14 protein-coding genes and 4 tRNA genes are annotated in these 19,918 nt (G+C 44.2%); 14 read left to right on the top strand and 4 right to left on the bottom strand.

Going from position 1 to position 19,918, the window contains the following annotated elements; genetic code table 11:
- The first annotated feature begins 142 nt into the window (after window positions 1-142).
- A complete protein-coding gene (locus tag MHN79_RS18075) occupies window positions 143-1,315 on the top strand; it encodes a YjgN family protein (protein ID WP_239174025.1) in 1,173 nt (390 codons plus the stop codon).
- Complete coding sequence (locus MHN79_RS18070; RefSeq protein WP_239174024.1) at window positions 1,315-2,307, top strand: M48 family metallopeptidase; 993 nt, start codon at window positions 1,315-1,317, stop codon at window positions 2,305-2,307. Before MHN79_RS18075 ends, MHN79_RS18070 begins: the two co-directional genes overlap by 1 nt.
- Window positions 2,308-2,353: 46 nt before the next feature.
- Here the strand turns inward: MHN79_RS18070 and MHN79_RS18065 are convergent, their stop codons facing one another.
- From MHN79_RS18065 to pepA, 3 genes are all read right to left on the bottom strand, one after another.
- Window positions 2,354-5,227, bottom strand: a complete 2,874-nt coding sequence (locus tag MHN79_RS18065) for a valine--tRNA ligase (RefSeq protein ID WP_239174023.1) — start codon at window positions 5,225-5,227, stop codon at window positions 2,354-2,356.
- Window positions 5,228-5,438: 211 nt separating this feature from the next.
- Entirely contained in the window at window positions 5,439-5,891 is a 453-nt protein-coding gene (locus tag MHN79_RS18060) for a DNA polymerase III subunit chi (RefSeq protein WP_239174021.1), read from the bottom strand.
- Window positions 5,892-5,942: 51 nt separating this feature from the next.
- Complete coding sequence (pepA, locus tag MHN79_RS18055; protein WP_114787811.1) at window positions 5,943-7,451, bottom strand: leucyl aminopeptidase; 1,509 nt, start codon at window positions 7,449-7,451, stop codon at window positions 5,943-5,945.
- A gap of 192 nt (window positions 7,452-7,643) precedes the next feature.
- Here pepA and lptF point away from each other — a divergent pair, with 192 nt between their 5' ends.
- Together lptF and lptG are read left to right on the top strand one after the other, a co-directional pair.
- Window positions 7,644-8,747, top strand: coding sequence for an LPS export ABC transporter permease LptF (gene lptF / locus MHN79_RS18050; protein WP_239174019.1), 1,104 nt, complete (start codon window positions 7,644-7,646; stop codon window positions 8,745-8,747).
- Window positions 8,748-8,750: 3 nt separating this feature from the next.
- Entirely contained in the window at window positions 8,751-9,821 is a 1,071-nt protein-coding gene (gene lptG, locus MHN79_RS18045; protein ID WP_239174017.1) for an LPS export ABC transporter permease LptG, read from the top strand.
- 40 nt (window positions 9,822-9,861) lie between these two features.
- On the opposite strand, the gene mutS is transcribed toward lptG, so the two are convergent.
- Window positions 9,862-12,423, bottom strand: a complete 2,562-nt coding sequence (gene mutS / locus MHN79_RS18040) for a DNA mismatch repair protein MutS (RefSeq protein WP_239174015.1) — start codon at window positions 12,421-12,423, stop codon at window positions 9,862-9,864.
- Window positions 12,424-12,507: 84 nt separating this feature from the next.
- Here mutS and pncC point away from each other — a divergent pair, with 84 nt between their 5' ends.
- The 10 genes from pncC to MHN79_RS17990 all read left to right on the top strand — a co-directional run bounded on the left by pncC (window position 12,508) and on the right by MHN79_RS17990 (window position 19,898).
- Complete coding sequence (pncC, locus tag MHN79_RS18035; protein ID WP_239174013.1) at window positions 12,508-12,993, top strand: nicotinamide-nucleotide amidase; 486 nt, start codon at window positions 12,508-12,510, stop codon at window positions 12,991-12,993.
- 177 nt (window positions 12,994-13,170) lie between these two features.
- A complete protein-coding gene (gene recA / locus MHN79_RS18030) occupies window positions 13,171-14,217 on the top strand; it encodes a recombinase RecA (protein WP_152431735.1) in 1,047 nt (348 codons plus the stop codon).
- A gap of 75 nt (window positions 14,218-14,292) precedes the next feature.
- The gene (gene recX / locus MHN79_RS18025) at window positions 14,293-14,757 is read left to right on the top strand and encodes a recombination regulator RecX (protein WP_160932797.1); all 465 of its coding nucleotides are present in this window, start codon (window positions 14,293-14,295) and stop codon (window positions 14,755-14,757) included.
- 230 nt (window positions 14,758-14,987) lie between these two features.
- Window positions 14,988-17,570 carry an alanine--tRNA ligase gene (gene alaS, locus MHN79_RS18020; RefSeq protein ID WP_239174011.1) on the top strand — a complete coding sequence of 861 codons (2,583 nt, stop codon included), beginning with the start codon at window positions 14,988-14,990 and terminating at the stop codon, window positions 17,568-17,570.
- A 176-nt stretch (window positions 17,571-17,746) separates the two neighbouring features.
- Window positions 17,747-18,934: an aspartate kinase gene (locus tag MHN79_RS18015; RefSeq protein WP_239174009.1), complete on the top strand. Its 1,188-nt coding sequence runs from the start codon at window positions 17,747-17,749 to the stop codon at window positions 18,932-18,934.
- 92 nt (window positions 18,935-19,026) lie between these two features.
- Window positions 19,027-19,224: a carbon storage regulator CsrA gene (gene csrA / locus MHN79_RS18010; RefSeq protein ID WP_114787819.1), complete on the top strand. Its 198-nt coding sequence runs from the start codon at window positions 19,027-19,029 to the stop codon at window positions 19,222-19,224.
- Between the two features lie 184 nt (window positions 19,225-19,408).
- A tRNA-Ser gene (locus MHN79_RS18005) sits at window positions 19,409-19,501 on the top strand.
- Window positions 19,502-19,548: 47 nt separating this feature from the next.
- A tRNA-Arg gene (locus MHN79_RS18000) sits at window positions 19,549-19,625 on the top strand.
- 21 nt (window positions 19,626-19,646) lie between these two features.
- Window positions 19,647-19,739 (top strand) — tRNA-Ser (locus MHN79_RS17995).
- An 82-nt stretch (window positions 19,740-19,821) separates the two neighbouring features.
- A tRNA-Arg gene (locus tag MHN79_RS17990) sits at window positions 19,822-19,898 on the top strand.
- Window positions 19,899-19,918: the final 20 nt, after the last annotated feature.

Genomic DNA, 19,918 nt, shown 5'->3' with positions numbered 1-19,918 from the left:
CGTGAATGGCTTATATCAAGAGTTACTTGTGATGTATATCAAAGGCTAATGTATGTGTTTTATTAATCATTAGACTCAATAACAAAAATGTAAGAAATTGTGCGCATACTCTTTTCGTTAACTATTTTTGGACATTGAAACCATGGATCAGCACATCACCAACCCTGTCGAATTTAAAGGCGAGGGTAGAGAGTTTTTCGGCATTTGGATTGTCAATATTTTGCTCTCAATCATTACATTAGGCGTGTATTCTGCTTGGGCTAAAGTGCGCACCAAGCGTTATTTTTATGGCAACACTTATCTTGCTGGGGACAGTTTTGAGTACCACGCGCAACCCATGCAAATTTTAAAAGGTCGTCTTGTTGCTTTGGTGGCATTATTTGTCTGGGGTGTCGCCAACTCCTTTTCACCAAACGCCAGCATAGTGCTGCTGATACTGTTTTATCTCGCCCTTCCTTGGCTGTTATGGAGTAACGCCCGTTTTGACGCCGCTATGACCAGCTATCGCAATGTTCACTTTTCTTTCAACTCGTCACTGAAAGAGGCGTATAAAGTGATATTAGGCCGAGGTTTTGGTGCATTTGTAGCAGCTAGCCTATACTTCGCTGTTGTGGTTTTTGTCGCCCAAACGTCGGTTATCTTTGCTGTATTGCTCGGCTTTGGTTCATTGATTTTGCTTGCTATCATCTACGCTTGGGTTGTCTCTGGTTTACATAAGTATTTCTCAAACGGCTTTCAGTTTGGTGAGTGGAAGTTTAGCGCCGAGATAGAAACCCACTTTTTTATCAAAACCTATTTAAAAGCCCTAGCATTTGCTGTTGGTGTGAGCATAGTGTTAACGATTGGGGTGTTTTCCACCCTGTTTTCAGGTGCAGATTTTGAGGCGATTCAGGCGGGTGATTTTTCCTCTTTAATGGGCGATTCATCCTATGGCGTATTTTTTATTAGCTACTTCGGGTTTATCGTCCTAACGATTGCGTTAACCGCTTATACAACCACACGGGTTCGTAATTATATTTTCTCCAAGCTAGCGGCTAAAGCACAGCAAAGCGACGGTGAGCATTATCAGTTCAATTCTAGTATGACGGCGCGAGGCTATACTTGGCTGGTTATTTCTAACTTCTTACTGCAGGTCTTCACCCTAGGTATCGCAAGACCATGGGTTATGGTAAGAACAACGTGCTATATTGCAGACAATACCGCAGTATTTGGCGATATGAGCTTGTTGAAGGCCAGCTCTCAATCAGCCAATGTAAAATCGGCTATTTCTGATGAAATGGCTCAAGCATTTGATGTCGGTATAGGCATTGGCTAATGCTATTTGATGGGACGGCATTTGCGCCGCGCAGCTCACAACGCTACATCGCTCAGCTCGATGTCTCTCAAGCAAACCAGTTAAGTTTGCGAGTTGACGGAGATATTATTAGCTGCGATCTACAATACGCAGATATTAGCGCGCCACTTGGTAAGCTTCCGGTAAAATTCACCTTTCCCAATGGCTGGGTGTTTACAGTTGAGAGAACGGTGAGCGTTAACCAATGGTTAGCATCCAACAAACGCAGCAGTTTGGTCGATAAGATGGAAGCCAACTGGTTGGCTTGGTTGTTATCCGCTTTGGTTTGTGTTGGGGTGGTATTAAGCCTTTACTTCTATGTCTTGCCATGGACAAGCGATAAAATTGCCAAGGCCGTCCCTTCGCATATTGCTGTGTCGCTGGGGGATAAAATTTTACAAAGCCTAGATAATAGCTGGCAAGAGAGCAAACTAAGCGCTGAAGAGCAACAAAAGATTCAAAAGCGAGTTTCTCAGCATCTTACCCAGCTAGAACCACTGCCTTATCCGATTAAATTGGAATTTCGAGCATCAGACATGGGTGCAAATGCGTTTGCTCTGCCTGGAGGAAAAATAGTCTTACTTGATGATATGGTGGAACTTGCTGGGGACCAGCAGCAGCTCGATAGTATTATTTTGCATGAGATTGGTCATATCTATCATCGCCATATGCTAAAGAAACTCGTTCATTCAAGTCTTTTGTCGGTTGGCGTGGCTTTGTTAACTGGTGAAAGTTCAGGAGTGGTTGATAACTTGGCAGGGTTGGGCGTGTTTTTCCTCTCTAATGGTCACTCTAGAGAAGCTGAACTTGAAGCTGATGCTTTCTCAAAGCAAGCGATGCTGAGCTTGTATGGCACTAGCCAACCTTTGGCTGAGATGTTTGAACGGCTTCAAGAGCAATATAATCATGATATACCAGAGTGGCTGAGCACTCACCCTGACTTTGAGCAGCGGATCCAAGCTGCAAGCGAGTGACAAAAAAGGCAGCGAAGAAGCTGCCTTTTTACTTTCAAATTCGCGCTTATAGAGCCGCAATAGTGGTTTTTTGCTCTTCAAGTTTGATGAGTGTTTCTTGATAGCCTGCCAGTTTTTCGCGCTCTTTAGCCACGACCGCTTCGGGAGCTTTAGCGACAAAACCTTGGTTACCTAGCTTACCTTCAAGGCGCTTGATCTCACCAAGCGTTTTGTTAATTTCACCATCTAAACGAATGAGTTCGGCATCTTTATCGATAAGCCCTGCCATCGGGATCATTAACTCAGACTTAGCCACAAGAGCGCTCGCACATGCTGGCGTTGTCTCATTAGACTCAAGCACGCGTACTGACTCAAGTTTAGCCAGAGAAACCAGCACTTGTTTGTTTGCTTCTAGGCGCGCCGCATCTTTGTCGCTGGCAGCTTTTAGCATCACCTCAAGAGGCTTTCCTGGATTAATATCGTACTCAGCTCGCAAGTTACGTATGCTGGTTATAAAGGATTTCACCCATTCGATATCATCAAGTGCTTCTTGGTTGAAGTTCGCTTCATCATACTGTGGAAGAGCTTGCAGCATGATGGTGTTTTCTGCTGAATTAGAACCTCCAATATTGCCTACCAGTGGTTTGACGCTTTGCCAAATGGTTTCGGTAATATACGGGATAACCGGATGAGCAAGGCGAAGCGTTTTCTCTAACACGGTAATCAGTGTTTTTCGAGTGGCTCGTTGCTGTGCTTCACTGCCTTTCCATAGTACTGGCTTAGTAAGCTCTAGGTACCAGTCACAGAACTGATTCCAGATAAACTCGTAAATCGTATTAGCCGCCATATCTAGACGATAGTTGTCTAGGTGTGCGTTGAAATCCTTAGCCGCTAACTCAAATTGTGACTCGATCCATTTGTCGGCCAATGAGTATTCAAGCTCACCTGCACCAAAGCCACAATCTTGCTCTTCGGTATTCATCAACACGTAACGGCTGGCGTTCCAAAGCTTGTTACAGAAGTTACGGTATCCTTCGAGACGTTTCATATCCCAGTTGATATCACGACCAGTTGACGCCATGGCGGCTAAGGTGAAACGCAGAGCGTCAGTACCATAGGGTTCAATGCCATTTTCAAACGTTTTACGTGTGTTTTTCTCAATCTTGGCGGCAAGCTGAGGCTGCATCATGTTACCAGTGCGTTTTTCAACCAGAGACTCAAGATCGATGCCATCAATCATGTCGATTGGATCAAGTACGTTACCTTTCGACTTAGACATCTTGTCGCCGTTTTCGTCACGGATGAGTCCCGTTACGTAAACTGTTTTGAAGGGCACTTGTGGTTTGCCATTTTCATCTTTACAGAAATGCATCGTCATCATTATCATGCGAGCAACCCAGAAGAAGATGATGTCAAAACCGGTTACAAGCACATCTGAAGGATGGAAGGTTTTAAGATCTGGCGTGTTTTCAGGCCAGCCTTGTGTACCAAATGTCCAAAGAGCAGAGGAGAACCAAGTATCCAGTACGTCATCGTCTTGGCGAAGTACAACCACAGAAGCAAGCCCATTTTTCTCACGAACTTCTTCTTCCGTTCGGCCAACGTAGACATTTCCGTCATTGTCGTACCATGCAGGGATACGGTGTCCCCACCACAGCTGGCGAGAGATACACCAGTCTTGAATGTCACGCATCCAAGAGAAATACATGTTTTCGTATTGCTTCGGAACGAACTGAATCTCACCATCTTCAACCGCTTTAGTCGCTGTTTCTGCAAGTGGTGCTGCGCGAACATACCATTGATCGGTCAGCATTGGTTCAATCACAACCCCGCCACGATCGCCGTATGGCACAGTAAGATCATGATCTTTAATTTCGTCTAAAAGACCAAGATCTTCGAATTCTGCCACTATGGCTTTACGTGCAGCGAAACGCTCCATACCTTGATATTTAGCAGGTAGCTCGCTTGAGTATGCATCGCTGGCTTCACCATTGGTGGTGAATACTTCAGCTGAGTCGCGAATATCACCATTGAAGGTTAGGATGTTGATCATCGGAAGTTGATGACGCTTACCTACTTCATAGTCATTGAAATCGTGCGCTGGTGTGATTTTTACACAGCCAGTCCCTTTTTCCATGTCTGCGTGTTCGTCAGCCAAGATAGGGATGCGGCGATTGACAACAGGAAGAAGAATTTCTTTTCCTATTAGATCTTTATAGCGAGGATCTTCTGGGTTTACCGCAACACCTGTATCGCCAAGCATGGTTTCTGGACGAGTTGTTGCCACCACGATGTAATCTTTGCCTTGAGCTGTTTTAGCACCATCGGCAAGCGGATAACGGAAGTGCCACATGTGGCCTTTTTTATCTTTGTTCTCTACTTCAAGATCAGAAATTGCAGTGTGTAATTTAGGATCCCAGTTAACCAGACGTTTACCACGGTAAATCAGATCTTCTTCATACAGGCGTACGAATACTTCTTGAACTGCATTCGATAGGCCATCATCCATAGTAAAGCGCTCACGCTCCCAGTCAACAGAAGCACCAAGACGGCGTAGCTGTTTAGTAATAGTACCGCCAGATTGAGCTTTCCATTGCCAAATTTTATCGATGAAAGCATCACGGCCATAGTCATGCTTAGTTTTGCCTTCCTCTGCCGCAATTTTACGCTCAACCACCATCTGCGTAGCGATGCCAGCATGGTCTGTACCTACCTGCCAAAGGGTATTTTTGCCTTTCATACGCTCGGCGCGGATAAGCGTATCCATAATGGTATCTTGAAACGCGTGACCCATGTGTAGGCTACCAGTGACGTTTGGTGGCGGGATCATTATGCTGTATGCGTCTTTTGTTGTGTCACCGTGTGGCTTAAAGTAGCCTTTTTCTTCCCAAGCTTGGTATAGAGCTTGTTCAATTGAAGTTGGGTTATATGTCTTTTCCATAGCGCTCGTATTTCCTCGTTATCGCTGGACTATCTCACGGTTTGAAGGTGTTAACATCTCAATAAATACAGCCGGTATTATTCAGATTTGGATAAAACACTTCTCGCATCGAGTCCAACCATTCGAAGATTGGTTCTGGTTAAATTTAATCGTTATCAATCTTTATAAGTGAGTGATCTCAAGCAAGATCGACTTAACTATAAGGATTGAATTACGGGTTATGATCTATTTCGATCGTTTGTAGCTGGAAGCCAGCTTGGCGATAGATTTTATACCTTTCTCGTGCGAGTTGCTTGGCTTTTTCATCGCAAGGGACGAAGTCTACCACCTCTGCAAACTTATTCGCAAAGGTTGTCTTATTTTTAGCCAAGTTTATCACTAGCTGGCGATTCCAAGAAGGTTTTACCTCTTGGTATCCGATCTCGATATTGGTGCCGTATTTCGGCCCTTCTCCGACTAAGTTATGCGCGATATACTGCTTAGCATCGACTTGCCAAAAAAGCTCTGCTAATTGCTCAGCTTGATGTTTATCTTCGCAATTTAGATATACCTTTGCTCCTTGGGCGGCAAAGTGACCCGCTAAAAAAACAATATATTGCAAAAAACCACTAGAGTCTGCTTGAGGAGAGTCGGGATCAATAATGTAAAAGGTTGCATTGGACATAACATACTACTGAATTAAAAAAGGGCCTTGCGGCCCTTTTATGTTTGGAAATTATTCTTCCGTTTCTTGGCCACTTCGGTTAAGTACAAATTGGACAAGCATTGAGACAGGACGACCTGTCGCTCCTTTAGCTGCGCCTGATTTCCAAGCCGTTCCAGCAATATCGATGTGCGCCCAATGGTACTTTTTAGCAAATTTAGACAGGAAGCACCCTGCGGTAATGGTACCGCCAGGACGGCCACCAATATTGGCCATATCCGCAAATGGGCTTTTTAGTTGCTCATGATACTCATCTGCCATGGGCAGACGCCAAGCGCGATCACTTGATTGTTCAGAAGCATTGATCAACTCATGGGAAAGTGGGTTGTGATTGGAGAGTACGCCACTGATATGATGACCTAGTGCAATCACACATGCTCCGGTCAGAGTAGCAACATCGACCACACAGTCTGGGTCGAATCGCTCCACATAGGTAAGGGCGTCACATAGAACCAAGCGACCTTCAGCATCTGTGTTGAGTACTTCAACGGTTTGGCCTGACATTGTTGTCAGGATATCGCCTGGGCGATAAGCGTTACTGCCGGGCATGTTTTCACAGCCAGCAAGTACACCAATAACATTGATAGGCAAGTTAAGCTTGGCTAGTGATTTCATGGCACCAAACACGGAAGCGGCACCACACATGTCGTACTTCATTTCATCCATGCCTTCGCCGGGTTTAAGCGAAATACCGCCAGAGTCAAATGTTAGACCTTTACCGACCAGAACAATAGGTTTGGTTTCTGGATCAGTGCTTCCTTTGTACTCCATGATGGACATCATAGACTCATTTTTTGAGCCTCGGCCTACCGCTAGGTAAGAAGTCATACCTAGCTTTTCCATTTCTTGCTCGCCAATGATCTTGGTTGTGATTGTCTCATAGTCATCAGCAAGACGGCGTGCTTGAGAAGCCAAGTAAGCTGGGTTGGCAATATTAGGTGGCATATTACCAAGATCTTTGGCCGCTTTGACACCTGAAGCAATGGCGAGTCCATGTGTGATGGCTTTTTCGCCTAAATTGAGCTCGCGTCGAGTAGGTACATTGAATACGAGTTTACGTAGTGGCCGACGAGTCTCTGGCTTAATACTTTTGAATTGATCAAAGGTATACAAGCTGTCTTTGGTTGCTTCAACGGCTTGACGTACTTTCCAATAGGTATCGCGTCCCTTAACATGCAACTCAGTTAGGAAACAAACGGCTTCCATTGAGCCTGTTTCATTGAGAGTGTTGATCGTTTTTTGAATAATTTCTTTATACTGGCGTTCACCCAGTTCACGCTCTTTACCACAACCGACAAGCAAAACACGTTCTGACAGCACACCAGGCACTTGATGCAGCAGTAGCATCTGTCCAGGTTTTCCTTCCAGATCACCACGGCGAAGTAGTGAACTGATATAGCCGTCGCTGATCTTATCTAGCTGTTCAGCAACTGGAGAGAGACGGCGTGGCTCGAATACACCCACAACAATACAAGCACTACGTTGCTTCTCTGGGCTACCACTTTTTACACTGAACTCCATGCGTACTCCTACATCCTGAAGACAAATCGAACTAAATGTTAGATAATGGCGTCTTACTTGTTGATTCCATGTTTGGAATGACTTTGTAAATAAGCGCGTTAACAGTTAGCCAAAATTTCAAATAATAAAAGGTTCAACGGGAAATTATAGTGATTCAGTTAAAAAAACAAGTTTTGTATAGGTAATTTCAGCGTGATTATTGTTAGATATTTGATCCGCGAGACACTCAAAAGCCAATTGGCGATATTTTTCATTCTATTCTTGGTCTTTTTAAGTCAAAAACTGATCAAGGTTTTAGCTGAGGCTTCAGATGGAGATATCCCAGCCTCATTGGTAATGCACTATGTCGGCTTGAGTATGCCTTCTATGGGGCTGTTAATGCTGCCATTAAGTTTGTTCCTCGGGATTTTGCTGACCTTTGGTCGTTTGTACGCGGAAAGTGAAATTACCGTTATGAACGCTACGGGGATTGGCAATAAATTCCTTATTCGGGCTGCGCTTTATTTGGCAGTGATTACTGGTTTACTAGCCGGTGCCAATGCGTTTGTTTTCTCACCAGTGAGTCAAGAACGACTCATCCAGCTCGAAGAAGAAGTTGCTGCTGAAAACAATGTTGATATGCTCCAGAAGGGGCAATTCCAAGGAACACCGGATGGCTCTTCAGTCGTCTTTATCGATGACATTGAGGACAAAAAACTCAAGAATGTTTTTGTTGCTCAAATGCGTCCACGTGACTCTATCTTACCAAGTGTGTCTTTTTCACAGTCAGGGGAAGTTAAGGAGCTTAGTGACGGGAGACAAGTAATCCGCATGTACGACGGTGTTCGTTATGAAGGGGTACCGACTCGCCTTGACTATATGGTCACTGATTTTAAACAATATGAGGGTTTAATTGGCCAACGTGACGTTAAGCCTCAAGGCCGTGATTGGGAAGCGATTCCAACTCTGCAACTTATTTCTAACCCTGATCCTCGTGCTCAAGCTGAATTACAATGGCGGATTTCACTCGTTGTATGTATACCGCTTCTAACCATGCTAGTTGTGCCGTTATCTGCCGTGAATCCCCGTCAAGGTCGTTTTGCTAAAATGGGGCCTGCCATTTTGATTTACTTGGCTTATTTCTTGTCTATAAGTGCAACCAAATCAGCATTGGAAGATGGTTCTATTCCGGCTTTCATCGGCATGTGGCCAATTAATGCGGCCCTGTTATTGACCGCGATCGGAATCAACTCGCTCGATAGCATTTTTATTCGGCGACTAAAAGACAAAATCAGACAAAGAAAGAAGGCAGCCTAAGCCGTGTTTAAAATTCTTGATCTTTATATCGGCAAAACGATTATTGCCACTACATCATTGGTGCTAGCAACCTTTGTCGGCCTTTCTTCGATCATTAAATACGTAGAGCAGCTACGTAAGGTTGGTCAGGGTAGCTATGATTTACTGCAAGCTCTGTTCTATGTGATTCTGAGCATCCCTCGTGATATTGAAATGTTTTTCCCTATGGCAGCTTTGCTAGGAGCTCTGATTGGGCTTGGTATGCTAGCATCCAGTTCTGAGTTAGTTGTTATGCAGGCGGCAGGTTATTCCAAACTCGATATTGGTTTGTCAGTGCTTAAAACGGCTGTCCCCCTTATGGTATTGGTGACGTTACTTGGTCAGTGGGGCGCACCACAAGCACAAAAAATGGCGCGAGATCTACGTGCATTTAGTACATCTGGCGGCGCAATTATGTCGGTACGGACTGGTGTGTGGGCCCGAGATGCTAATGACTTTATCTTCATAGGCAAAATTGATGATGACAAGTTGTATGGGCTGAACATGTGGCGATTTAATTCGGATAAGCAATTGGAAACGGTTGTCTATGCAGAGCAAGTCGATTATCTATCCGATAACAATTGGTTAATGAAGAATGTCCAGGTGACAGAAATGGTTGATGACGTTGAAATATCCAAGACCAATCTTCCAGAATACCGCTGGACGACCTCACTTGCTCCAGACAAGCTTGCGGTAGTTACGGTCAAGCCTGAAGAACTTTCTCTGGGAGGCTTGTTTGATTATGTTCACTATCTTAAGGACTCGGAGCAAGATTCTTCGCGGTATGAATTGGCATTATGGAGAAAAGTGACTCAACCTTTTTCCATCGCAGTGATGATGCTGATGGCGCTGTCGTTTATTTTTGGACCATTGCGCAGCGTGACTATGGGAGCTCGGATTCTCTCTGGTGTTGTGGCTGGATTTACTTTTTATATATCCAGTGAGTTTTTTGGTCCATTGAGTTTGGTATACAGTATCCCTCCAGTCTTTGGCGCCGTCATGCCAAGTATTGTTTTCTTGACCATTGCTTTACTTTTGCTTCGAAGAAAGCTGTAGGTAAAAAATGGGCTGCTACCGCAGCCCATTTTTATTCTGGTCATAACAGCTTTTTCAGCCTATAAAGCTCTTCTAGAGCTTGGCGCGGTGTAAGATCGTCAGGGTTAATATTGGCCAGCTTCTCTTCAACTTCACTTGGCTCTGGTATGAGACTGAGTTGGTTTGCACTATCACCTAAGCTGGGGTTAGGTTTACTTTCAGTCTTGCTGAGCAGTTCCAATTGAGATAGCTTGACGCGTGCATTTTTAATCACGCTTTTTGGTACACCGGCAAGCGCAGCGACAGCAAGACCATAGGACTTACTTGCAGCCCCTTCTTGTACTGAATGCATGAAAGCAATACTGTCACCGTGTTCAACGGCATCTAAGTGTACGTTAGCTAAGTGTTGTATCTGATTTGGCAACTCAGTTAACTCAAAGTAGTGAGTTGCAAATAAGGTCATTGCTCCTAATTGTTTTGCTAACCACTCCGCGCTAGCCCACGCAAGCGACAAGCCGTCATAAGTACTTGTTCCTCTTCCAATTTCATCCATAAGAACTAAACTTTTGGTCGTCGCATTATGTAAAATATTGGCAGTTTCTGTCATTTCAACCATAAAAGTAGAGCGCCCGGATGCTAGGTCGTCTGAAGCGCCAATACGGGTAAATATTCGATCAATGGAGCCAATTTGAGCGGACTCAGCAGGAACGTATGAGCCAATATGAGCCATTAAGGCAATGAGTGCTGTCTGGCGCATATAAGTCGATTTACCCCCCATATTGGGACCAGTAATAATCAACATTTTTCGCTTCGAATTGAGTTCTATTGGATTGGCGATGAAAGGCTCATCCAATACCTGCTCAACCACTGGGTGGCGACCGGCTTGAATATGGATGCCAGTATCATCTGTTAAGATCGGACGACAATAATCAAGGCTATCTGCACGCTCAGCAAGATTTTGCAGTACATCGATTTGTGATACTGCTGAAGCCAGATTTTGCAGTTTTTCTAGATTAGGCAGCAATAGGTCAAACAGCTCTTCCCATAACTGCTTTTCGAGCGACAATGCTTTGGATTTCGAATTGAGAACTTTATCTTCATGCTCTTTGAGCTCAGGAATAATATAGCGTTCAGCGTTTTTTAATGTTTGGCGACGAACATAATGAGGGGGAACTAAATGACTTTGTCCCCGGCTGACTTGGATAAAGAAGCCATGAACATTGTTGTAACCGACTTTTAAACTATCGATACCATGACGTTCTCTTTCATCTTGTTCAAGTTTGTCGAGATATTCGGTTGCCCCTTCGGCCAATTTACGCCATTCATCAAGTTCTTGGTTATACCCCTCTGCAATTACACCGCCATCTCTGATTACAACAGGAGGATTCTCTTTTATGGCTCGTTCAAGTAATTCACAAACGGTTTGCTGCGGCGCGGCATAATTGGCAAGCTTAGTCAGGTATGGATGAGCCAAGGTACCCATGGTGTCAGCCAAGTCAGGTAACTGCTGCATCGCGTGGCGCAGGCGTGCCAGATCTCTAGGGCGAGCACTGCGAAGCGCAAGACGCGCTAAGATACGTTCAATATCACCAATTTGTTTGAGGATAGGTTCAAGCTCTGAGAACAAAGCCAGCTCTTTGAGCTCGCTAATTGCATCAAGGCGATGATTTAATGTTTTGATGTCTCGCATTGGTTGATGTAACCAGCGCTTTAACATTCGGCTTCCCATCGCTGTGGCGCTGCGATCCAAGACTTCTGCTAGCGTATTTTCTGATCCACCAGCAAGGTTTTGGGTGATTTCTAAATTACGCCGAGTTGCGGCATCGAGGATCACTGAACTATCTTGCTGATCATAGGTAAGAGAACGTATATGGGGTAGTGCGGTGCGTTGGGTGTCTTTGACATATTGGATCAAACATCCAGCAGCGCATAGTCCGAGCGTCGCATTTTCGACCCCAAATCCAACCAAATCTCTGGTACCAAATTGCTGGTTAAGTTGCTGCTTGGCGGTATCGAGCTCAAACTCCCAAATTGGTCGGCGGCGATTACCATTGCGCGAGGCCATGAGCTCAACGGGGGAAAAGTCTTCAGGAAACAGCAATTCTTTTGGTGAAGTGCGTTGCAGCTCAGCAGCCATCGCTTCTTCTGTTTGGGGTTCTGTCAATTGGAAGCGCCCTGACGTGACATCTAGAGTCGCATAACCAAATTTACCGTCTTGGTGATAGATAGCTGCGATGAGGTTATCAATACGCTCAGAAAGTAGCGCCTCATCGGTCACGGTTCCGGGGGTAACAATGCGCACCACCTTTCGCTCTACAGGCCCTTTACTTGTAGCAGGATCGCCAATCTGTTCACAGATAGCGACAGACTCTCCCAACTGAACTAATTTTGCAAGATAGCCTTCCACAGCATGAAATGGCACCCCCGCCATTGGAATAGGTTCACCAGCTGATGCTCCGCGTTTTGTTAATGAAATCTCAAGCAGTTGGGAGGCACGCTTGGCATCATCATAAAAAAGTTCATAGAAATCCCCCATCCGATAAAATAACAAGATGTCCGGATTCTCAGCCTTAAGCTTGAGATATTGCTGCATCATGGGAGTGTGTTTTTGTTCAGCTTTCACGGGTAATTTCTTTCGTTTGTGTCTATTGCGGCTTAGGATACGTTAATCATGATTTGGCGAAAAGTCACAATGAGGTTTTTAGATATGGAATCACAGCAAATCTTATCGGCAAACTTGGGGGAGTGTCTAAAATACCATCAATTACTCCTCACAACGGCAGAGTCCTGTACTGGAGGTGGTGTGTCTGCAGCCATCACGGATATACCTGGAAGCTCTGCTTGGTTTGATCGTGCTTTTGTTACCTATAGCAATGCCGCTAAAGTCGAGATGCTAGGGGTTGCTGAAGACACCATTCAATCTCATGGTGCGGTTAGTGAGATGACGGCGGTGGAAATGGTGCAAGGAGCGCTTAAGTATTCTAATGCCAACATTGGTGTTTCCATTAGTGGTGTGGCTGGACCTGATGGAGGCAGTGCAGAAAAGCCCGTCGGGACAGTATGTTTTGCATGGGCCGATGACCAAGGATGGCTAAAAGTTGATACCCAATGTTTTTCTGGTGATAGAGCAGAAGTACGACAGCAAGCGGTAACCTTTGCGTTGCAAGTATTGTATGAAAAACTGAAGAGTTAAAATTAAACTCACAAAAATTAACAAGATGCAGATGAGATACAAAAAAAATCTCTATAGCTATGGACACTGTATGAATCAACAGTATAATAATTTGTATCGATGGCTCAGAATAGCTCTGACGCAGTAATAAGCATTCAAATATCATCAATCAACGTGATGAGTGAAGTGGAGAAAATGATGGACGATAACAAACAGAAAGCGCTCGCGGCAGCACTTGGTCAGATTGAAAAACAATTCGGTAAAGGTTCTATCATGCGTCTTGGCGATAACCGTGCCATGGATGTAGAAACCATCTCTACTGGTTCACTTTCTCTTGATATTGCGTTAGGTGCTGGTGGTCTTCCTATGGGGCGCATTGTCGAAATCTATGGTCCTGAGTCATCAGGTAAAACCACACTCACTCTTGAACTTATTGCCGCTGCTCAACGTGAAGGCAAAACTTGTGCTTTTATTGATGCAGAGCATGCACTTGACCCTGTTTATGCGAAAAAGTTGGGCGTCGATATAGATGCCTTATTAGTATCTCAGCCGGACACTGGTGAGCAAGCACTTGAAATTTGTGATGCATTAGCTCGCTCTGGTGCGATTGACGTTATGGTAGTCGACTCTGTTGCTGCGTTAACGCCAAAAGCAGAAATTGAAGGCGAAATGGGTGACAGCCACATGGGTCTTCAGGCTCGTATGCTGTCGCAAGCTATGCGTAAACTAACGGGTAACCTTAAGCAGTCAAACTGTATGTGTATCTTCATTAACCAAATTCGTATGAAAATAGGTGTGATGTTTGGCAACCCTGAAACCACAACAGGTGGTAATGCACTTAAATTCTATGCTTCAGTTCGCCTTGATATTCGTCGTACAGGTTCAATCAAAGAAGGCGATGAAGTTGTCGGTAACGAAACTCGTATCAAAGTGGTTAAGAACAAGATCGCAGCGCCATTTAAACAAGCGGAAACTCAGATTATGTATGGTCAAGGGTTTAACCGTGAAGGTGAGCTGATTGATTTGGGTGTGAAACACAAACTGATTGAGAAAGCTGGTGCTTGGTATAGCTACAATGGTGATAAAATTGGCCAAGGTAAAGCGAATGCAGCCAAGTTCTTGCGTGAAAATGTGAATGTTTCGCAAACTATTGATGCTACGCTGCGCGATATGCTGCTTTCTCCCGCTGAAATTCAAGCTGATGACGCTGAGTTAGAGCAAATGCCAGAGAAAGAAGAGTTGTAAGTTATTATACCGTTATAATGATTATGAGCCCTGCCAGCTGAGTGGGGCTTTTTTATACCCAATTTTAGGAAGCTTATGTTTAAAAGAGCCTTGCCATCTTTATCTGCCAAAGAGGTTGCGATGCAACTCTTGAGTCGACGAGATCATGGTGAGTATGAACTTAGTCAAAAACTTATTTATAAAGGTTTCGATGAAAATACAGTTTATGAAGCGATAAAATTTTGCCTTGATCATAACTACCTCGATGATCTTCGCTATGCTAAAAGCCAAGTAAGACAACATGTTTATAAAGGACATGGAGAGAGACGTATTCGCCAAGAACTAAAGCAGAAAAGAGTAACAGAGGCGATAATCGATCTGGCGATGGAAGAAGAATCACAAGATTGGTTTGAATTGGCTAAACAAGTTGGTGAAAAAAAATTTCATGGCCAAAAGGCTGAAGATCCAAAGCAATATGCTAAGCAAGTTCGTTTTTTTCAATATCGAGGTTTTACCTTTGAACAGATAGAATATGCGTTAGGCAAAAATGAATATGATTAAGCCTAACAATGGTTTTGTTAACGAGTTTACAAGCCCACACTCTTTTCTCCACTTCGTATACCTGCCTAACGACAAACTCGTGCATTTCCGATTAACAGATAACTTAGATCCTAATATTTGCCAAGCTTTGGAAAAATAGTGCGTGAAAGATCAACAGGGCCTAGTCGTGGAGCTTGGCATGATCTACAATAGCGCAAAATTCTAACTCGATTATTTCTAGGAAGCGCTGCATGTACATGAGCACTGACGAGGTTCGTAATGCGTTCCTCAAATTCTTTGAAAGCAAGGGACACCAAATAGTAGATAGTTCATCTTTGGTCCCACACAACGATCCAACCCTGTTATTTACAAACGCAGGTATGAACCAATTTAAAGATTGCTTTTTAGGTGCAGAGAAACGAGCCTACACTCGAGCAACGACCGCTCAGCGTTGTGTACGTGCTGGTGGTAAACATAACGATCTAGAAAACGTTGGTTTTACTGCCCGCCATCATACCTTCTTCGAAATGCTGGGTAACTTCAGTTTTGGTGACTACTTTAAACAAGATGCGATTGCTTATGCTTGGGAATTCTTAACTGAGACTCTAAAGCTGCCTAAAGATCGTCTTTTGGTCACCGTCTATGAAACAGACGATGAAGCCTTTGAAATTTGGAACAAACAAGTCGGTGTTCCTGCTGATCGTATTGTGCGTATCGGTGATAAAAAGGGCGGTAAACAATACGAGTCAGACAATTTCTGGACCATGGGAGATACAGGCCCTTGTGGACCATGTACCGAGATCTTTTATGATCACGGCGAGCACATTTGGGGCGGACGTCCTGGTACTCCGGAAGAAGACGGTGATCGTTTTATCGAGATCTGGAATAACGTATTTATGCAGTTTAACCGTCATGCTGATGGTACGATGGAGCCTTTGCCTAAGCCTGCGGTCGATACAGGAATGGGCATCGAGCGCATTTCAGCTATTATGCAAGGCGTCCACTCAAACTATGAAATCGATGTATTCCAAAAGCTTATTCAAGCAGCAGCGCAGACGATTGGCTATCAAGATTTGTCAAACCAATCATTGCGAGTAATTGCTGATCACATTCGTTCGTGTGCATTTTTGATTGTCGATGGTGTTATGCCGTCCAATGAAGGCCGTGGGTATGTTTTGCGTCGTATTATTCGTCGTGCGGTTCGCCACGGTAATAAACTCGGTGCTCAGGGTGTGTTTTTCCATAAGCTTGTTGGAGTTTTGGCTGATGTGATGGGCTCTGCTGGTGAAGAGCTCAAGAAACAGCAAGCGGTTGTAGAAAAAGTGCTGAGAATTGAGGAAGAAAACTTTGGTCGTACCCTAGAGCGCGGCATGACTATCCTCAATGAAGCTCTGGATAATCTAGAGGGCAAGGTTCTTGATGGGGAAACCGTATTTAAGCTTTATGATACCTATGGCTTCCCCGCAGACTTAACCAACGATGTTGCGCGTGAGCGTGAATTTTCGATTGATGAGCAAGGCTTCGAAGAGGCTATGGAAGCTCAGCGTCAGCGCGCTCGTGAAGCTGGTCAGTTCGGTACTGATTACAACGCGACAATCAAAACCCAAACACATTCTGACTTTTGCGGTTACCTCGCCACTCAAGGAAGTAGCACTGTGACCGAAATGTTTGTTGATGGTGAAGTGGCTGAGTCATTATCAGCGGGTGATAAAGCAATAGTTATCTTAGATGAGACGCCTTTTTACGCAGAGTCTGGTGGTCAGTGTGGTGATACAGGTGTGCTGAAAACTCAATCGGGTGTTTTTAAAGTAGAAGATACACAGAAGCTAGGTAATGCCATTGCTCATTATGGTGTATTAGCAGAAGGTGTGTTAGCCAAAGATGACAAAGTAGAAACTTTGGTTGATGCAAAGCGACGTGCTGCAATCTCGCTAAACCATTCCGCCACCCACCTTCTGCATGCTGCACTTCGTCAAGTTTTGGGAGAGCATGTTACGCAAAAAGGCTCCTTGGTTAAGCCAGAAAACCTACGCTTTGACTTTTCTCACTTAGAAGCGGTAACACCTGCTGAACTTAAACAGGTGGAGCGATTGGTTAATTCTCAAATCCGCCGTAACCACGTCATTGAAACGCAAATCATGGATATAGAATCGGCTAAACAAAAAGGTGCAATGGCCTTGTTTGGCGAGAAGTACGATGATGAGGTTCGCGTGCTTTCAATGGGAGATTTCTCTACCGAGCTCTGTGGTGGTATTCACGCATCAAACACCGGTGATATCGGCTTATTCAAGATCACTTCTGAAGGTGGGATAGCGGCAGGCATTCGCCGTATAGAGGCAGTAACAGGTGAAGCGGCGCTGGATACCATTGAAATGCAGCAAGCTAAATACGAAGAGAAGTTGGTGGAGTCGGCTAATAAGTCCAAAGCGCTAGAGAAAGAGATCCAAAAGCTTAAGGACAAAATGGCGGCAGCAGAAAGTGCCAACATTATGGGCAAAGCTCAAGAAATCAACGGTATTAAAGTTCTCATTGCTGAAATGGAAGGTGCGGATAGTAAAAATTTACGTACCATGGTAGATGATATCAAAAATCAGTTGGGCAGCGGTGTTGTCATGTTAGCCAATGTTAATGATGGCAAAATAGGCTTAATCGCTGGAGTAACTAAGGATCTAGTCGGTAAAGTCAAGGCTGGAGATTTGGTTAAAATGGTTGCTGAACAGGTCGGTGGTAAAGGTGGTGGACGTCCAGATATGGCTCAAGCAGGGGGTAGTGATATTGCGGCACTCCCACAAGCTATAAAGACAGTTCAGCCTTGGCTAGAAGAACGTCTATAAACTTTTACGCTCAACCTAACCTGGTTGAGCGTAATTTTTTGAGCTAGCCAAGTGAATAATCAGGCACTCCCCTAGATGTCTTAGAATTCTTGGCGTTTTTTGTTACTACCACAAGCAGTTATATGGTAATAGTTCGTGGTGCGAGTAAGACTATGGTCTTGGGAAGGTGAAGACTGGTGAAACATCCCCTTATCGTGCAAAAGTTTGGCGGAACCTCTGTTGGAACAATTGAAAATATTCATAGAGTAGCTGAGCATATCATCAAGGCAAAAAATCAAGGTAATCAAATTGTTGTCGTTGTGTCAGCAATGTCAGGAGAAACTAATCGGTTAATGGATTTAGCCAAGCAAATTGATAGTGTGCCCACAGCTCGAGAGCTTGACGTCCTGCTTTCTACTGGTGAACAGGTATCAATGGCTCTATTAGCGATGGCCTTAAATAAACAAGGTTATTCATCACGTTCTTTGACTGGTGTACAGGCAAATATTATTACTGATCATCAGCATAATAACGCCTCGATCTTGAGCATTGATACCTCTGCTATTGATGCACTATTATCACAAGATGTGATAGTCATAGTGGCTGGGTTTCAAGGGGTTAACCAATATGGGGATATCACCACCTTGGGTCGTGGTGGTTCAGATACCAGTGCTGTGACATTAGCTGGTGCGCTACAAGCTGATGAGTGCCAAATTTTTACTGATGTGGATGGTATATACACTTGTGACCCCAATGTTGTTCCGGAAGCGAGAAAAATTGATGTCATTGATTGTGTATCAATGGAGGAAATGGCTTATCGAGGGGCAAAAGTACTTCATTTGCCATCTGTGCAGTATGCTAGGAAAAATTATGTTCCACTGCGTGTTTTATCGACATTTAGCCCCTCAGAAGGAAGTTTGTTAAAAGGAAATGAACCTGAGCAACCTCTGTGTGGTATTGCTATTCAGCGTCAAATGATTTGCATTAATCTAGCCAATGACGATTACCTCAGTTTTGAAAGACAGTGTAAAATGTTGGGAGTCCACATCTGGAGCGCGTCTGAGCACAAAGATGGGATGACTATAATCATAAAACATGAAGCTTATGCCAAACTGGAACTGATTTTTGGTGATAAAATCATTATAAGTGAAGAGGTTAGCTTGCTGACACTCGTTGGTCAACAGCTTCATGGATTGCTCGAGTTATCTGATGCGTTATTGGCTGAACAAGGTATTAAAGTTATTCACTCTAGTGTTAACCAAGGTTCATTGACATGGGTGTTGTCCTCAGAAAGCATCGACAAAGCTGCAAACATATTGCATCATGCGTACTTTGTCTCAGCGCAAGCGATTAACTATCATTCCAAACGGGTATGTTCTAGTTAATCAGGTTTGAGAATAAAGTTTACGAAAATATAACTTTTGTTGGATAATAGCCTCGTAGCAAGAAAAATCAGAGATTACTCAAGGAGCACAGAATGCTAATTTTAACTCGCCGCGTAGGCGAAACTCTCATGATCGGCGATGAAGTCACAGTCACTGTACTGGGCGTAAAAGGTAATCAGGTTCGTATTGGTGTTAATGCACCTAAAGAAGTGTCTGTTCACCGTGAAGAAATTTACATGCGTATTCAAGCTGAAAAAGGCAATGGTAATACGACTTCAGGTAATTACTAGTGAGATAAAAAAGGCCGACTTATGTTGGTCTTTTTTATGCAATTAATAAAACTCATTTTTAGATAAAAGAGTGAATTAGCATCGCTTTGATTAAATTGCCGACGTTTGGAAAGGTTTTTATGATTTTTACCAAGAAAATGTTTGACATATTTTTGGTAAATCGTAATATGAGCCTCCGCAAGATGGTGAGGTGGCCGAGAGGCTGAAGGCGCTCCCCTGCTAAGGGAGTATGCGGTTTGTAGCCGCATCGAGGGTTCGAATCCCTCCCTCACCGCCATTCTTGCTTTGCTCTTATTAGAGTAAGTTTAAAACAGTGATTATTGCGCGCTCGTAGCTCAGCTGGATAGAGTACCTGGCTACGAACCAGGCGGTCGAAGGTTCGAATCCTTCCGAGCGCGCCATTCCTTACCAAGGAATAAATCGGTGAGGTGGCCGAGAGGCTGAAGGCGCTCCCCTGCTAAGGGAGTATGCGGTTTGTAGCCGCATCGAGGGTTCGAATCCCTCCCTCACCGCCATTAATTGGCCTCGAGTCAATTTTTTTGTTTTAAACAAAACTTTACGTGATATACTTCACAAAGTTCCTGCGGGAACATTAGCGCGCTCGTAGCTCAGCTGGATAGAGTACCTGGCTACGAACCAGGCGGTCGAAGGTTCGAATCCTTCCGAGCGCGCCATCTATTAGAGTCTGATAAAG

Origin of the sequence: Vibrio sp. Of14-4, assembly GCF_022347625.1 — a bacterium.
GTDB classification, from domain to species: Bacteria; Pseudomonadota; Gammaproteobacteria; order Enterobacterales; family Vibrionaceae; genus Vibrio; species Vibrio pristinus.
This window is presented reverse-complemented; position numbering and strand designations above follow the sequence as displayed.

Excerpts from the sequence above, each read along its gene's own strand:
- recA (WP_152431735.1), top strand. The coding sequence starts at position 13,171 with ATGGACGATAACAAACAGAAAGCGCTCGCGGCAGCACTTGGTCAGATT.
- pncC (WP_239174013.1), top strand. The coding sequence starts at position 12,508 with ATGGAATCACAGCAAATCTTATCGGCAAACTTGGGGGAGTGTCTAAAA.
- MHN79_RS18075 (WP_239174025.1), top strand. The coding sequence starts at position 143 with ATGGATCAGCACATCACCAACCCTGTCGAATTTAAAGGCGAGGGTAGA.
- csrA (WP_114787819.1), top strand. The coding sequence starts at position 19,027 with ATGCTAATTTTAACTCGCCGCGTAGGCGAAACTCTCATGATCGGCGAT.
- MHN79_RS18065 (WP_239174023.1), bottom strand. The coding sequence starts at position 5,227 with ATGGAAAAGACATATAACCCAACTTCAATTGAACAAGCTCTATACCAA.
- pepA (WP_114787811.1), bottom strand. The coding sequence starts at position 7,451 with ATGGAGTTCAGTGTAAAAAGTGGTAGCCCAGAGAAGCAACGTAGTGCT.
- recX (WP_160932797.1), top strand. The coding sequence starts at position 14,293 with ATGTTTAAAAGAGCCTTGCCATCTTTATCTGCCAAAGAGGTTGCGATG.
- MHN79_RS18070 (WP_239174024.1), top strand. The coding sequence starts at position 1,315 with ATGCTATTTGATGGGACGGCATTTGCGCCGCGCAGCTCACAACGCTAC.
- MHN79_RS18060 (WP_239174021.1), bottom strand. The coding sequence starts at position 5,891 with ATGTCCAATGCAACCTTTTACATTATTGATCCCGACTCTCCTCAAGCA.
- alaS (WP_239174011.1), top strand. The coding sequence starts at position 14,988 with ATGTACATGAGCACTGACGAGGTTCGTAATGCGTTCCTCAAATTCTTT.